Below are 14,509 nucleotides of genomic sequence, written 5' to 3'. Positions count from 1 at the left end.
AAAAGCCTTCGCAACACGATACAGGTCACCCTCCCATACCACCTAGCCAGTATAGTCCTTCGGAAACACACGCAAGAACGCACCATGGATGCCGATTTCTCAACAATAAGATGAGGATTTCGCAGCTGGCATGGAAAGATTAGTTTTGCGTACTCTGTTCTGCTACACACTCCGACCTACCCGGCATTTGGGGCAACAAGGTATTCGAAGCTTTCCTGCGTGTATTCGCCCGAAATGCGAACGCGGTTGAGTGCTGTTGGGTCATCACCTGGGCGCACTCGATCGTTGATAATGGTGAATGCGCAGAGTACGCCTGCCTCCCCCATAGCGGCCTGGGCATTTTCATTCATGTCACCAAACGGATACGCGAACGCCTCGGTTGTTCCTAACACTCCCTGCGCGAGGCGTAAATCCTCAACAATCTCGTCTTTTGTCATGGCATGAATGCGCCCGCCTCGCCCCACGTTTGACCCCGCCTGATGCATAGCATAGGAATGCGACTGGAACGACACATACTCACTTGCATAGTTTCGTATTTTCTCCGACGCATCGCCATCAGAGCAGATAACAAACGACGTTGCCGGAACCCCATAACGTTCGAGCACTGGAATGCCGTATTTCAGAAAACCTATCTCGCAGTCGTCAAACGTTAGCACCACGCTCTTTGCCGGAAGCGTATGGGTTCCCTCGACAAACGCCTTCACTTCCTGAAACGACGGGTAGTAGTACCCATTATCCGTAAGATAACGAAGATGACCATCGAGCGCGGTATCGAGAAGGAAGTTGCCATCGAGTGCTTCGGGTTGGTCGTTTTCGGTGTACACGTAGTGATACATAAGCACCGGCAAGCTAGTTGCAGTCTGATCAAACGATTCAACTACGTGAACAGTACGTTCGGCTTTAGCCACCGCGCCATCTGAGGTTGTAGCCGCGTACGTAACCGTATAGTCGCCGGGTTTTGACGTGTCAACCTCTCCCGACACCTGCACCGTTGATGTTATGTTGCCTTCTTCGGTATCGACCGCATGACACCCCGCTTCAAGATAATCCTCTCCTACCAGCACATACGTGTCTTTACTGCCTCCAAGCGTCATTGTTACCCCGTCGGCGACCGGTGCTTCAGAAGATGCCTCCGAAGGCGCCTTGGCGTCTGAGAACCCGAGAAGCGAATGCGTGCTTTCCTGGCTTTCCGTCGTAGAATCACCCGATTTCAGCAGCGCAGCTCCCGCAACGCCCACACCTACGACAACAAGAACAAGCGCGATCGCCGCAGCAACAAGCGGCAGCCGCCTCCGACGAGAAGACGCAGTGTAGCTCCCACGAGTCCGCGAATATTGCGATGCAGACTCATGCATTCGGTTCGAAGGCATGTCATAGTACGAAAAGCCGTGCTCATTTGATGTTGGTGCACCACCTCCCCGCTGCCTTGTCTCAAGACGGCGCCGTGCCTGTTCGCGTCTGCGTGCCTGATCTTGATCCGCACCATACGGATCATAGTCATACCGAGCATTACCATTCACGATTCTTCACGCTGCCTTTCTTCAAAATGCTTGCCCCACGCAGCGTCGCGCGAAACAAAACCCCCGGTCGTTTCACCTTATCTTACGGCTTTGACACCTTAATAAAACCACGCCTTCACATCGCGCACCTATTTCAAATTCGGCATCGGCTCCCAACTAGGATCGTGTATAAGCTTGCGCGATTCCTTCCATCCGGCCACAAGGCGTTTCGCTCCGCTACCAAACGACGCACGATCAACCGTAAGCAAACGGATAAATTCCTTCGCAAAGCTCAAAATGGTACCCAACGCGAAGCCGACTGGGTTGTAATCACCATACAGCATAAGGTAGCGCGCCATATAGCCGCGATTACGCATAATGTAGAACCGCGTCATATCCGAGGAAGAATTCAGCTGGCGAACCCCTGTCACTTCCCAGTTCTTAACCTCACGCGAGCGCTGCAGAATAACATCAGACACCACAACGGAGTCGGTCACCTTACTTGCTAGGTACCCGTACACACAATCGTCCCAATAGATGAAGAATCGCTTGTCAGGCAACCCCACTTGTTCAACAACGTCGCGCCTGAACAAACCGCCCTCAAAGCACGCCGTGTTTGTTGGCTTGCAGCCTGCAGAATCAAACTTCGCCGACGCGATAGGATTGTAAATACCTAAAGCGGAAAGGAAGCGATACTGCCAGTAGAATGGACCTCCGTCGTAATCAAGGCGACTCCCCTGAACCACACCATGGTTTGGCATCCACTTCGACAGCTTTTCCAACGCATCAGGCAAAACAACCACATCGTCGTCCATGAGCCAAAACCAATCGGCTCCCAACTCGTACGCTCGTTTCATGCCCGCATAGAAGCCGCCAGAACCACCTGTGTTCTCGACTTGAGACTCGTACACAACCGAATCGGCTGAATCAGCCCATCGGCACGCTGTTTCCCCTTGCTCCAAACGTTTCTGGTAGCGCTTCACAACTTCTGCCGTTTCGGGGGAATTCTCATTATCAACAACAATGATGCGCCAAGGAGCCGTTGTCATCTGAGAAAACGACTCTAGCAACCGCTCGAGAAGCTGCTGGCGCTTGTATGTTACGACGACGATGGCGACTTTTTCCACCGGAGAATCCCTTCATAGTGCAGCGTATTTGAATGATGTTGATTTTACCCTAGCACATGAACCAGCACTCGGCCCAAAAAGCGAGCGCTATAATATCAACGATTATGCAATTCCAGCTGAGCGAATGACGGAAGGATTGGTAACAAGCCAATGAACTGGCTCGAGTGCGGCGCACTGTTGCTTACCGCCGTCATTGTAACCATAGCGCTCACGCCTGTTGCGAAGTTGATCGCAAAACGCTTCGACGCCATCGACTATCCTGACCAGCGGCGTGTAAACACCGAACCCATTCCCCGTATGGGGGGCGTTGCAATTTTTGGAGGCATCGCAGCAAGCTGCGTCGTGCTTATTATCGGCGTCAATGCGTGGGGCTGGATCAACCCATTCCAATCGTATCTGGGAGAAGACGTTAATTACGTCCTTCTGGGTATAGGAATAACAGCAATGTTTGCCGTAGGTGCTCTCGATGACATCTTCAACCTTACCGCTCGAGTGAAACTCGCAGGTCAAATTGTTGCCGCATGCATTGTCGCCAGTTCGGGGTTACTGCTGTCCAACATCCAAAACCCCTTTGTTGAAGATGCCTTTATCCAATTCGGAGTTTTCTCCTACCCTATAACGGTGTTTTACCTGGTGGCGTTTGCGAACATTATCAACCTCATTGATGGGCTTGATGGGTTGGCTGCGGGTATCAGCGCAATATCAGCCAGCACTATCTTCATTTTCGCCATTCTTGCGGGCAGGTTTTCGGCGGCCATTATGGGCATTATTGTCGTGGGCGTGTGTATTGGCTTCCTTAAGTCGAACTTACATCCCGCATCGATTTTCATGGGCGATTCGGGTTCCCTACTGCTCGGGTTATCGCTTGGTGTGATTTCGCTATTCGCCGTTGCTCGATCCACACTATTCATCTCACTACTTGTTCCTATTCTAGCGGCAGGGGTTCCGGTTACCGATACGGCAATGGCGATCATTCGCAGAAAGCGGGCTCATCAACCAGTGGATGCCCCCGACACCGGACATATCCACCATCGCCTGATGAAAGCAGGTTTTTCTCAACGAGCAACCGTTTTCATCATGTGGACTTGGACAGCCGCATTGGCAATATGCAGCATCGTTCTTGCCGAATCTGACGGGTTTCCCCGCGTTGTTGCCATTACCATCGTTGCTGTTATCACTGGGTTCGCCATTATAAAGCTACAGCTTCTCGGCCCCGTTCTTACCCACCACTACAACCCCCGCATCAAGAAATAGCGAAGGCCGCCGGGCATCTTTGCCTCCATTGACGAGAACCGAACCCACAATGTCCTCTGAAGCTTCTGAGTGACTATCTTCTTGGCTCTTCTACGAATCCATTACTTCGCAAGTTTCACGATCAAAGCCTCATACTTCCATACCCGAATAACGATACTGGTAAGTTTACCCCGTTGCAACGCTACATCTCCTGCGCTGCAACGGTGCGGTAACGGTGTCGTTTACTCGTTACGCCTGTTCATCTAGGTTGTCTCAGATTGGTACAGGGCCTTTTTCTTCTGTGTGGCGCTGCGTAAAGTAAGCCACGACATGAAAACCGCATGCTGCGTGACGCGCAGAAAGTGCCCTATCCGTAGGTGTCTCTTTGCATCCCGCTCGGCACGCAGCATACACCGAAGAGAGAGGTGGCAATCATGAGGAAGATCACCCGTATCGGACTTGTCGCGTTCGCCCTTGCGACCGTAACAACCTTAGGCCTGTTTGCAACGCTTTGGTTCGCATGGGGCCCACTGTTTCCCTTCAGCGTTTGGCTGATGGGTATGGATTGGTTTAACATCGCACTTCTGGTGATGCTCGGTATTATCGCCGCAGGAGCCATCGCTATGATTATCGCTGCTATCGCCGCGCCGGGTAAGGATGGAAGCATTGCTATCGAACGCAAGGGCGGCACCGTATCCATTACGAAGGACGCTATCCGATCCTCCACAAAGCACACCGTCGAACGCTTCCGCGGCCTAACGTGTAAGCGCACTCGCGTGAGCATTCGCGGCGGACACGACCCGCGCATATCGATTCACACAAACGTCAATGCCGGCAACAACGCAAACCTGGCAGTGCTCGGTGCACGCCTGCAGCACGAAATAGCCGCAAACGTGAGCTTTTTTACCGGCTGCCCCGTGAAACACGTGGATATCACATTCACCGGCGGTGCCGAAGCGGCTACCACCACCACTGCCGCCGCCACCACTGCCGCCGCCAACACCCCTGCAACGCGCACTGTTATAAGCGCCCCAGCTCAAGCCTAGCGTAACCAACTCACATCAGAAGAGCCACCCTTGAAAGGAGGGAAACCCCATGTCGAAAACACCCAGTACAACAATACCAACACCCACGAAATACCAAGCTCCTTATAAGCGGCCATCGGGTCCCGCCGTGCGCGCAGCAGCCGCTAATGCGAGCCGCACACCTCCCCCGCGCTCCGTACGTAACGCCGCGTTGACAGACAACCACACTACCCAAGAAGGTCAAGATAGCCACCGCGCTGAACAAGATGACAACCACGCCGAGTCGCCGCAGGGTACTCTACACAGCATCGGTTCTCTCGCAAAAGCCTACGCCGACAAGCACGGCCGTGCACTCACCTATGGACTTACTGGTCTCGGCATAGCCATACTGATGCTGATTATCGGCTTTTGGCCCACAGCGTTGCTGGTCGCCTTCGCTGCCATCGGCGTTGCCATTGGCCGCTATCGCGATGGCGACGCGCGCATGCAGCGCATGGCCGCAAACCTAACCGCACGTATAGGGAAATAGCTGCGCAGCCACGCATACCCCCCTTGTTTTAGGTGTGCCCTAAACGGGCGAATTCCGCAAACTACCCATCAGAAAGAGGACTCATCATGAATGACACCATGAACCCCATTCGCACCGACAACGACAACATGAAGGACAACTCCTCCCCGAACATCACGTCGCCCGACACACCGGTAAGTAAGGTCTCTGATGCTCTGAGGTCTGTTGCCGCGGGCCACGACGAGCACAACGACCACAACGAACACAGCTACAACATGCCTGATACACCCGAACCGAAGTACATCCTCACCATCAACGAAGATGTTGTGGAGAAGATATCGCTCATCGCCGCCCGTAAAGTCGACGGTATTATCGACATGAAAGGCAGCGTTTTCTCCCGCATTCAGGAGGGTCTTGGTGGCAGCGACGACAAGAAGGGCGTGCAAGCCGATGTCGGAGATGGAACCGCAAGGGTTGAGTTGTCGATCATATTGGAATATGGCAAATCGGCTATCGACGTGTTCGAGGGTATCAAGGATTCGGTTACCGAACAGGTGAAGGATATGACCGGCCTTACTGTTACCGAGATTATCGTAAACGTGGTCGACGTGGCAGACCGTGCTGCCTGGGAAGCCGAACACGCAGACACTCGATCAACCGAGGATACCGACCGACGCACGCACGTAACCCTGGCGCAAAGTTAGCTTCACACCAATCGCAATGCGGGCACCCTATTATGGGTGCCCGCGCCTTTCAAGTCTCAATCCGCCGTGCTCACAGAAATGCTTCTCGCACCGCTGCACCTCTGCACCGCTGCGCCACCGATCTCCCTAGCAGTACACCATACTCATCGCTTCGCGCACTTCAGCAAGTGTCGCGTTGGCGATCTCATTCGCGCGACGATTACCCTCGCACAACACGTCAACAATGTAGTCGGGCTGTGACTCCAGTTCGCGCCGACGCTCGCGAATGGGTGCCAAATACGCATTCACCGACTCAGTGACGTATTTCTTCAGCGCTCCTGATCCGGCGTCTGCAATTTCGGCGGCAATGTCAACTTCCGTACGCCCTGTGCACAGCGCTGCCGTGGTCAGCAACGCCGACACGCCCGGCCGGTTTTCCTTGTCAAACGTAATCAGACGCTCGGAATCGGTCTTTGACTTCTTGATTACCTTTGCCGTTTCCTCGTCGGTCGCCGACAAACTGATAGCGTTGCCGTAGCTCTTCGACATCTTGCGACCGTCAAGTCCGGGAATTTCGGGCGCATCATTCAAAATGCCTTCAGGCTCGGGAAACACACGCCCATAGCGTTCGTTGAAGCGGCGCGCGATCAGGCGCGTTTGCTCGATATGTGGCAGCTGGTCTTTCCCAACCGGCACAATATTTCCCTTACAGAACAGAATGTCGCACGCTTGATGCACCGGATAGGTGAGCAACAGCCCCGTAAGCGCGTGCCCGCTGGCTTCCTGTTCGGACTTTACCGTGGGGTTGCGTAGTAGTTCGGCTTCAGACACGAGTGACAGAAACGGCAACATGAGCTGGTTTAAGGCTGGCACGGCCGAATGCGTGAAGATGATGGTCTTTTCCGGATCGATACCGCACGCCAGGTAGTCGATGACCATGTTGCGCACGTTGTCCTGAATGTTAGCCGTCGTGTCACGGTCGGTAATCACCTGATAGTCGGCAATAACGATACGGGTGGTAATGCCGGCATTCTGCAAGGCCACGCGCTCGCGAATCGTGCCGAAGTAGTGCCCCATGTGCAAACGCCCCGTAGGACGGTCGCCTGTGAGCATGGTGTAGTTTTGCGGATGCACCGCCAGATCGGCTTGAATCTCATCGCTGCGGCGGCGGCTCGCCTCAAAACTGTCGCTTCTCGTGGTCATGCGTCAAACCCCTATCGTCTCGCCCTGCACCCAGGGAAACACGTGTTTTCACGGTCGGACAAGTATAGCACTGTGCTCCGCCCGCGAAAGGGACGGAAGAGGATGCTCCCGCTTGCCCTCCCGTTAGCACAAAGGCGACACGATACGCAACACGCTGTCAACCAACCACGTGGCAGGGCCCGATCCGATGTCATCGAGTGTGCGTTCGCGACACAGCCGCTGCGTTGCCACGAAGTCAGCTTCGAAGTCGCGCAGAGCAGATGCGCCGTACAGCAGCGCATTGTTCTCGAAGTTCAAAAACAGACTGCGGTAATCGAGGTTCACCGTACCAATAGCTCCCACCTTTCCATCTATTACACAGCCCTTCGCATGCACGAAACCTGGCACATATTCGAAAATGCGCACCCCCGCTTGAAGAAGTGGTTGGTAGTAGCTGCGCGACATACGATAGACAATTCGTTTGTCGGGAATGCCCGGCAAGATAATGCGCACGTCAACTCCACGCTGCGCAGCCCGCATGCACGAATCGAGCAAGCTTTCGCTCGGCAGCAGGTAGGGTGTGAAGAACCATGCGGTGTGCTTTGCCTGCCCTACCAGCTCGCGATATAAATCGTTCGTAATGGCAATACGATGTACCGGCGAATCGTAGTATGACAGCACATACCCGTCATACATCGATGTCAGTGCCGCCGCCTTCTCCATCGACATGCCCGTCTCCGGCATCTCGTCATCTGGCATCTCGTCAGCTAGCGGCTGTAGGAGAGCGCGCGAAACCGGCTCGTCGGAAAACGCATTCCAGAACTCCGCAAACATGCGCGTGTAGACGCGAGCAGGTGCGCCTTCCACCATAAAGCCGCCATCTTTCCAATGCCCAAAGCGCTCGCAGCGGTTGATGTACTCGTCAGCAAGATTCACTCCGCCACTAAACGCCACCACGCCATCCACCACGAGTATCTTTCGATGATCGCGATAGTTGATGGTGCCACTTAAGTACCACAGCGGGTTGAACCGGATACACTTGATGCCGCGATCATGCAGCATATCAGCGTTCGCCTGGGAAAACGAGCTGAAACAGCCCCAGTCATCGTACATGATACGCACGTCAACACCCGCCGCCGCCTTCTGCTCAAGAAGAGCAACCAACGTGTCGAGCATCACCCCCGGCTTCAAAATGAAATACTCCGCGAACACATACTGCTTAGCCCCACGCACAGCCTCGAGCATAGCATCGTAGAGCTGCTCGCCAATCGGGTAATATGTCGTGCGAACGTTTTTAAGCGTCGGATACCCGCTGAAGCGCTCCACATAACGAAACGTCTGCGCAAGCCGCTCATCAACGCGCGCGATCTCGCGGCATGCAGGTGTTGGTTCGCCGCCGAAAGCCGACACGGGTGGCATACCCTTTCTGCTGCGCTCGATTCTATTGCTTAACGGTTTGACCGTACGTCGGTTTCCGAACAACAGGTACAGCAGCGCCCCGAATACCGGAAACGGCAGGATGATCAGCAGCCAGAGGATCTTATACGTACTCTCGTCGTGTTTGGTAATGATGTAGAGCGCGAACACTATCGCCAGAATAGACAGCACCACGTTGACCGATGCCGACCAAGGAGCCAACCAACGCGTGATAAGTACGATCACGCCGACCTGTACGATGGCTGCCGGGATAATGGCAAGAATCCGCCCGATCAGCTTCTCCATGGCAACCCTTCCCTCCCCCGCACCTTACACGTGAAGCTTGTGCGCCCGTTTGCGCGCGAGCAAATCTTTCTGCATGGCGACCACACTTTCGAACAGTAGGTCGAATTCGTCTGCGTCGAGCGCCGCTGGGTCGGAAAGCTGCCCCTTATACGCTTCGAGCACGTCTTCCACATCGCCGATCGCCAACTCTTCGCCCAAGAAGCGAGCAAGATCGGCTGCGTTGACGTTTCCCCTACTGCGCGCTCCGGCAAGCACGCCCGCCGCCTGCGCAACGTTGCGAGTTACTGACGCTACAAGCGAAGCGGCGTCGGTGTTCACGTTGCCAGCCAACTCATCGAGCATACACTGCGCGATAGCCGCATGCGCAGCGTCGTGCCACTGCACCTGCGCCAAGCTGTCGGAATGAGAAAGCGCCAGCTGAGGGTAGTGCGCAAGCAATGCCAAAAACTCCTGCTCAACTTGCAAGCGGTTGCGCTCTTGTTCGCTCACTGCCTGCCGCACGACAGGCTCAGTAGTAGCACCTTGCAGCACACGCGGCGGCTTCAAGCGCGCCAGTGCAGCCAGTGCGTCGTCTTCCCGCGCCCGCACGCGCCCGGCAATCTGAATAGCGTAATCGTGTGCAAGCAGGGAATCCTTAATGGGAGCTAGAACCGACAACGCATCGGCAAGCGCGGCAGCTCGGCCTTCCGCACGCGACAAGTCGTGCGCGGCCAAGCGCCGTTCGATGCCGTATTTCAACAGCGGTTGCGCCTCGTCAACCATGCGCCGCAATTCGTCGGCACCGCGCTGTTGCACGAAGTCGGCTGGGTCCAAGTTATCAGGCAGCGTTACCGAAAACAGTTCCACACGACTGCGGCCCGCCTCGGGCGTCATCGACGAATCAATAAACTGGAGCGCACGGTCGGCGGCACGCTGACCAGCCTCGTCACCATCGAACAAATACACTATTTTGCTGCTGGCATGACGCGACAGCTGGCGTATGTGGCGCAACGTCAGCGCTGTTCCCAGCGTTGCCACAGCGTTGCGCACGCCCGCTTCGTGAAGAGCGATCACGTCGGTGTAACCCTCCACGACAATGGCCACGCCAGTTGATGCCATGGCAGCCTTCGCCTTGTCCATGCCGTACAATACGCTTGACTTATGGAATAGCGGTGTTTCCTGCGAGTTCAAATACTTCGGCTCACCTTTGCCCACCACGCGCCCGCCGAAAGCGATCACCTCGCCTGCCTCATCGCAGATGGGAAACATCACCCGGTTAAAGAACCGGTCGCGCAAACGATCACCATTTCCCGTAGCGGCAACGTTGGCCATCACAAGCTCATCGGGCGTAAACCCCTTCGCCATCAGATGCCGCACTAACTCGCCGTGTCCTGGAGCAAAACCGAGCCCCCACGACTTCGGAACAGAACCACCCATAGACCGAGAAGCCAGATACGACCGCGCTGCAGCGGCGTCAGCTCCCTTACCACGCATCAGGTTCAGGTGGTAAAAGTCGGCTGTCTCGCGACACACGGCCTTCAGCCGCGCCTTCTGTCCACTGCCCACGTGATTGCCTCGGGCGCTGTTGTCAGACACCTCGATGTGCGCCTTATCGGCAAGATAGCGAACGGCATCGGGAAACGACAAGTCTTCCGTCTTCATGACATAAGCGAACACGTCGCCTCCTTCGCCACACCCGAAACAATGCCACAGCTGCAGCGCAGGATCGATCTTACACGAAGGGGTTTTCTCGCTGTGGATAGGACAGCAGCACCAAAAATCGCGGCCACGCTGCCGCACCGGCGTGCGCTCTCCTATAAGCACCACCAAATCGCTCGCTTCACGAACCTTCGCTATGTCTTCATCGGTTATCATGGTTGAGAGTATACCCCAACCGCACTCGCAGATAAGCGCCGCCGCCTTGCAAGATAGGCGTTTGGTTGCTCGTGCGACGTGCCAGCGAACGCGATGCCCGCAAACGGGCGGAAATCATGGAGAAGGCGGTGTGTATGAGCGAGGTTCCCTACCTGACGCTTGAAACCGACGTGGAAGAATCCATCCGTAACGACCTTGCCTGCGCACGGCGGCACCCGCTCGCGTGCCCCGATGAGGCCGTCGTCCGCCGCCACGACCTTTCCAATGACACTGCTACGGTACTTCGCCCTGCTTTCGTGCGCGACATCGAGAAGATTATGAACGTGCCTGCCTATGCGCGCTATGCCGGCAAGACGCAGGTGTTCTCGTTCACCGAAAACGACGATATCTGTCGACGCGGGCTGCATGTGCAGCTGGTGAGCAAGGTAGCACGCAATATCGGACGACTGCTGGGGTTAAACACCGACCTTATTGAGGCCATCGCGCTCGGACACGACGTGGGACACACGCCCTTTGGGCACGCGGGCGAGCGCTACCTGTCAGCCTGTCTCAACCGCAGACGCGGACGCTACTTCAACCACAACGTGCATTCGGTGCGCGTACTCGACCAGCTCTTTCAGCGAAACGTGAGTTTGCAAACACTCGACGGCGTATTGTGCCACAATGGCGAGTTTGCCCAGCAAGAGCTGCAAATGGGAAACGTGAGCAGCTTCGCCGAACTCGACGCCGCAGTTGAGGCTTGTAGTGCCGATGAGCGCGTTATCGCGAGCCTTCGCCCCTCAACGCTGGAAGGGTGTGTGGTGCGTGTGGCCGACATGATTGCTTACCTGGGAAAAGATCGGCAAGACGCGCTGGTAGTAGGTGGCATCGACTCGCTTGACGCTTTCGAATCCGACTACATTGGCACCTCAAACGCGCAGATCATTAATAACCTCACGGTTGATATTGTAAACAACAGCTACGGTACCGACCGCATTTGTATGAGTAAACGGGCCTTTGACGACCTGCGCCGTGCAAAACGCCAGAACTACGAGATCATTTACGGCAAAGAAGGCATGAACGGCAACGACGAAACGATGATCGCCTCGATGTTTGAGCGTATGTACGATCGCTTGCTTACCGACGCGCAACGCGGCGATGAATCGTCGCCACTTGTCGTGCATCATGCCGACTACCTCGCCCAGCAGTCGCGTTCTATCGACGCACAAACCTATCTGCAAGGTGACCCCGATACCATCGTGGTAGATTTCTTGGCCAGCATGACCGATAGCTACTTCATCGCACTCTACCGCCACCTGTTCCCTGACGACGAGCGGCCGCTGTTCACCCGAACCTACTGCAGCAACCTTCACTCAGCTCGGGTGGCATGCGGCCACACGATAAAGCCCTGATAAAGCCCTCAAACGTCAGTTGAACTTGAAGATGCGCTGCGCCAGGTGATACCCAGCAATGCCCACGCGTCGGCCCCATTCGCCCGGCAGCCCCGTACTCACGTTCACCACAGCGCGACGCACCGGCCCATACGCACGCGGGTTGTGTTCGCGCAGGTATGCCCAAATGCCCGCACGATTTACCTCAGCTTCCGGCGTATTGATCATGCGCAGGAAAATGGTACAAATGCACATCATCATGGACAGGTAGCTTTGCATGTAGCGTCGCAACTTAGGCTGAGGAACATCGTCGGGCAACGACACTGCGTCGATCATGAAGCGTGTGATGCGCAGCTGCTGATCGATGCGCGACATCATAACGTCCTCGTTAACCGATTGCCCCTCGCGTCCGATGTAGTAACGATAGAGGTCCTCATCGAGGTAATAGATCGAATCGACGAATGGCAGCGGCACGTACACGAAAATGTTGTCCACGTAGAAACAATGCTCGGGAAGTTGCAGCTTCGTCTCGCGTAAAAGTTCGGTTCGATACGTCACGGAATGCATGAGCAGGTATTGGCTGGGCATGAAGCGACCGACCTCATCCCATCCAAAGCGGCGGCCCACCGGAAACACGTTTCGGTAGCCGATTGCCGTGCGCGTGTTTTCATGCACCTTCTCGTATACGTAGTTCGCAACCACCAGATCGGTGGGATCACAAGCAGCCGCCTGCGAGCGCAAATACGCCATGAGCTTGCCCGCAGCCTGCTCATCGAGCCAGTCGTCTGAATCGACTACCTTAAAGTACAGCCCGCTTGCGTTGGCAAGACCGGTGTTCACCGCAGCGCCATGACCCCCATTTTTCTGATGAATCGCGCGCACGATATGCGGGAAACGAGCCTGCCATTCGTCGGCTTTGGCCGCTGTGTCATCCTTAAATGACCCATCATCAACGATGAGTATCTCAATATCATCGCCGCACGTAAGCAGCGACTCAATGCACGTATCCATGTAGGCGGCCGAATTGTAGCAAGGCACAGCAAACGTCACGGTTTTCATGCACTACCCTCCGCTAACCAACCAACGTATCGGCAAGCGCCAACGCACGCCCGATGATGACATCCATGTTGTAGTAACGGTACTCAGCCAAACGACCTAACGGGTAGAAGTTCTCAAGGGGGCTTACCAATAAACGATAGCGCTCGTAATGCGCGTTGTTTTTCTCGCTGAGAATAGCGTAGTACGGAATTTGCGTCTTAGGATCATCGTAGGAGTGGCTGTACTCCTTCATGATGGAGGTCTTGTCGGACTCCTGACCGGTCAGATACGTGAACTCCGTGATGCGTGTGTAGTCTTCGGTAACGGTGAAGTTTACCGTGCCGCAGGGCAGCACGTGCTTCTGATCATGCGTCTCATACACGAAGTCGAGGCTGCGGTACGGCAGGCGCCCGAAGCGCGACAAAAACAGCTCATCGAGCGGGCCCGTGTATACGATGGGTCCGTCGAAACGGCGGTCCTTGATAAAGATAGATTCAAGCGGAGCATCCTCATCGTCGCTAAAGAAACGCAGGTCAAACACACTTTCGGCCTCGGTATTCAAGCACACAACAATGCCTTCATGATCGAGCATACGCTCAAACAGCGCCGTATAGCCATTCGCCGGCATTCCTTGGTAGGCATCTTGGAAATAACGGTTGTCGCGCGAGATAAACACGGGCACGCGCGCCGTAACGCTCGGGTCAACCTCTTCGGGAGTCAAACCCCACTGCTTCTGCGTGTAGTACAAGAACACGTTCTTGTACACGAAATCGGCGATCTCCGACAATTCCGGATCGTCCTGCTCGCGTAGTTCGTTGATGGTCACCTTACGTTCATCGCCGAACGTAGCAATGAGCTTGTCGGTCAGATGAGCCGCGCGCTCTTTCCCGAAGGCGATCTCCATCGAATTCTTGTTGAAAGGAACCGGCATATACGTTCCGTACCAATCGGCCAACACAACGTGTTCATAGTCGCGCCAATCAGTGAAACGACGTATATAGTCGAATGCGCGCTTGTCGTTGGTGTGGAAGATATGCGGCCCATACCGGTGTACGAGAATGCCAGCGTCATCGAACTCGTCGTACATATTGCCCGCGATCTGCGCACGCTTCTCGATGACGAGCACGTTCTTACCGCCGCGCTCCGCTAATTCGCGCGCCACCGTAGCACCCGCGAATCCGCAACCGACAACGACAGCGTCAAACGCCCGAATGTCAACGTCAGCGAAGGAAGAGTACTTCACACCCATAGCCTTACACCCTTTCGTG

The 14,509-nt window shown here is 55.3% G+C and carries 12 protein-coding genes; 5 read left to right on the top strand and 7 right to left on the bottom strand.

Annotation, left to right across the window (positions count from 1 at the left end):
• Positions 1 to 176: 176 nt before the first annotated feature.
• Both G7Y44_RS00800 and G7Y44_RS00795 read right to left on the bottom strand, forming a co-directional pair.
• The gene (locus tag G7Y44_RS00800; RefSeq protein WP_165246759.1) at positions 177 to 1,520 is read right to left on the bottom strand and encodes an immunoglobulin-like domain-containing protein; all 1,344 of its coding nucleotides are present in this window, start codon (positions 1,518 to 1,520) and stop codon (positions 177 to 179) included.
• Positions 1,521 to 1,648: 128 nt separating this feature from the next.
• The gene (locus G7Y44_RS00795) at positions 1,649 to 2,626 is read right to left on the bottom strand and encodes a glycosyltransferase family 2 protein (protein WP_165246757.1); all 978 of its coding nucleotides are present in this window, start codon (positions 2,624 to 2,626) and stop codon (positions 1,649 to 1,651) included.
• A 150-nt stretch (positions 2,627 to 2,776) separates the two neighbouring features.
• Here G7Y44_RS00795 and G7Y44_RS00790 point away from each other — a divergent pair, with 150 nt between their 5' ends.
• From G7Y44_RS00790 to G7Y44_RS00775, 4 genes are all read left to right on the top strand, one after another.
• Positions 2,777 to 3,880 (top strand): glycosyltransferase family 4 protein, encoded by a 1,104-nt coding sequence (locus G7Y44_RS00790; RefSeq protein ID WP_165246755.1) that lies wholly within the window; start codon positions 2,777 to 2,779, stop codon positions 3,878 to 3,880.
• Between the two features lie 413 nt (positions 3,881 to 4,293).
• On the top strand, positions 4,294 to 4,905 hold the full coding sequence (gene amaP, locus G7Y44_RS00785; RefSeq protein WP_165246753.1) for an alkaline shock response membrane anchor protein AmaP: 612 nt from the start codon (positions 4,294 to 4,296) through the stop codon (positions 4,903 to 4,905).
• 49 nt (positions 4,906 to 4,954) lie between these two features.
• Entirely contained in the window at positions 4,955 to 5,413 is a 459-nt protein-coding gene (locus G7Y44_RS00780) for a DUF2273 domain-containing protein (protein ID WP_165246751.1), read from the top strand.
• A gap of 86 nt (positions 5,414 to 5,499) precedes the next feature.
• Complete coding sequence (locus G7Y44_RS00775; RefSeq protein ID WP_165246749.1) at positions 5,500 to 6,096, top strand: Asp23/Gls24 family envelope stress response protein; 597 nt, start codon at positions 5,500 to 5,502, stop codon at positions 6,094 to 6,096.
• A gap of 126 nt (positions 6,097 to 6,222) precedes the next feature.
• Here G7Y44_RS00775 and trpS read toward each other — a convergent pair whose 3' ends face one another.
• From trpS to dnaG, 3 genes are all read right to left on the bottom strand, one after another.
• On the bottom strand, positions 6,223 to 7,278 hold the full coding sequence (trpS, locus tag G7Y44_RS00770) for a tryptophan--tRNA ligase (protein ID WP_165246747.1): 1,056 nt from the start codon (positions 7,276 to 7,278) through the stop codon (positions 6,223 to 6,225).
• Positions 7,279 to 7,401: 123 nt separating this feature from the next.
• Positions 7,402 to 8,979 carry a phospholipase D-like domain-containing protein gene (locus G7Y44_RS00765; protein WP_165246745.1) on the bottom strand — a complete coding sequence of 526 codons (1,578 nt, stop codon included), beginning with the start codon at positions 8,977 to 8,979 and terminating at the stop codon, positions 7,402 to 7,404.
• A gap of 24 nt (positions 8,980 to 9,003) precedes the next feature.
• A complete protein-coding gene (dnaG, locus tag G7Y44_RS00760; protein WP_165246743.1) occupies positions 9,004 to 10,833 on the bottom strand; it encodes a DNA primase in 1,830 nt (609 codons plus the stop codon).
• A 71-nt stretch (positions 10,834 to 10,904) separates the two neighbouring features.
• Between dnaG and G7Y44_RS00755 the strand changes: the two genes are divergently transcribed.
• Positions 10,905 to 12,224: a deoxyguanosinetriphosphate triphosphohydrolase family protein gene (locus tag G7Y44_RS00755; protein WP_241159124.1), complete on the top strand. Its 1,320-nt coding sequence runs from the start codon at positions 10,905 to 10,907 to the stop codon at positions 12,222 to 12,224.
• Positions 12,225 to 12,239: 15 nt separating this feature from the next.
• Here G7Y44_RS00755 and G7Y44_RS00750 read toward each other — a convergent pair whose 3' ends face one another.
• Positions 12,240 to 13,262, bottom strand: a complete 1,023-nt coding sequence (locus G7Y44_RS00750) for a glycosyltransferase (protein ID WP_165246741.1) — start codon at positions 13,260 to 13,262, stop codon at positions 12,240 to 12,242.
• A 13-nt stretch (positions 13,263 to 13,275) separates the two neighbouring features.
• Positions 13,276 to 14,490 carry a UDP-galactopyranose mutase gene (glf, locus tag G7Y44_RS00745; protein WP_165045349.1) on the bottom strand — a complete coding sequence of 405 codons (1,215 nt, stop codon included), beginning with the start codon at positions 14,488 to 14,490 and terminating at the stop codon, positions 13,276 to 13,278.
• Positions 14,491 to 14,509: the final 19 nt, after the last annotated feature.

It is taken from the genome of Adlercreutzia sp. ZJ141 (assembly GCF_011038965.1).
In the GTDB taxonomy this organism is placed as follows: Bacteria; Actinomycetota; Coriobacteriia; order Coriobacteriales; family Eggerthellaceae; genus ZJ141.
The sequence above is the reverse complement of the archived record's forward strand: the minus strand, read 5'-3'. Positions and strand labels throughout refer to the sequence as shown.

Bases quoted from the DNA above. Each gene is read 5' to 3' on its own strand.
- G7Y44_RS00790 (WP_165246755.1), top strand. From the start codon at position 2,777: ATGAACTGGCTCGAGTGCGGCGCACTGTTGCTTACCGCCGTCATTGTA.
- amaP (WP_165246753.1), top strand. From the start codon at position 4,294: ATGAGGAAGATCACCCGTATCGGACTTGTCGCGTTCGCCCTTGCGACC.
- G7Y44_RS00780 (WP_165246751.1), top strand. From the start codon at position 4,955: ATGTCGAAAACACCCAGTACAACAATACCAACACCCACGAAATACCAA.
- G7Y44_RS00775 (WP_165246749.1), top strand. From the start codon at position 5,500: ATGAATGACACCATGAACCCCATTCGCACCGACAACGACAACATGAAG.
- trpS (WP_165246747.1), bottom strand. From the start codon at position 7,278: ATGACCACGAGAAGCGACAGTTTTGAGGCGAGCCGCCGCCGCAGCGAT.
- G7Y44_RS00765 (WP_165246745.1), bottom strand. From the start codon at position 8,979: ATGGAGAAGCTGATCGGGCGGATTCTTGCCATTATCCCGGCAGCCATC.
- dnaG (WP_165246743.1), bottom strand. From the start codon at position 10,833: ATGATAACCGATGAAGACATAGCGAAGGTTCGTGAAGCGAGCGATTTG.
- G7Y44_RS00750 (WP_165246741.1), bottom strand. From the start codon at position 13,262: ATGAAAACCGTGACGTTTGCTGTGCCTTGCTACAATTCGGCCGCCTAC.
- glf (WP_165045349.1), bottom strand. From the start codon at position 14,490: ATGGGTGTGAAGTACTCTTCCTTCGCTGACGTTGACATTCGGGCGTTT.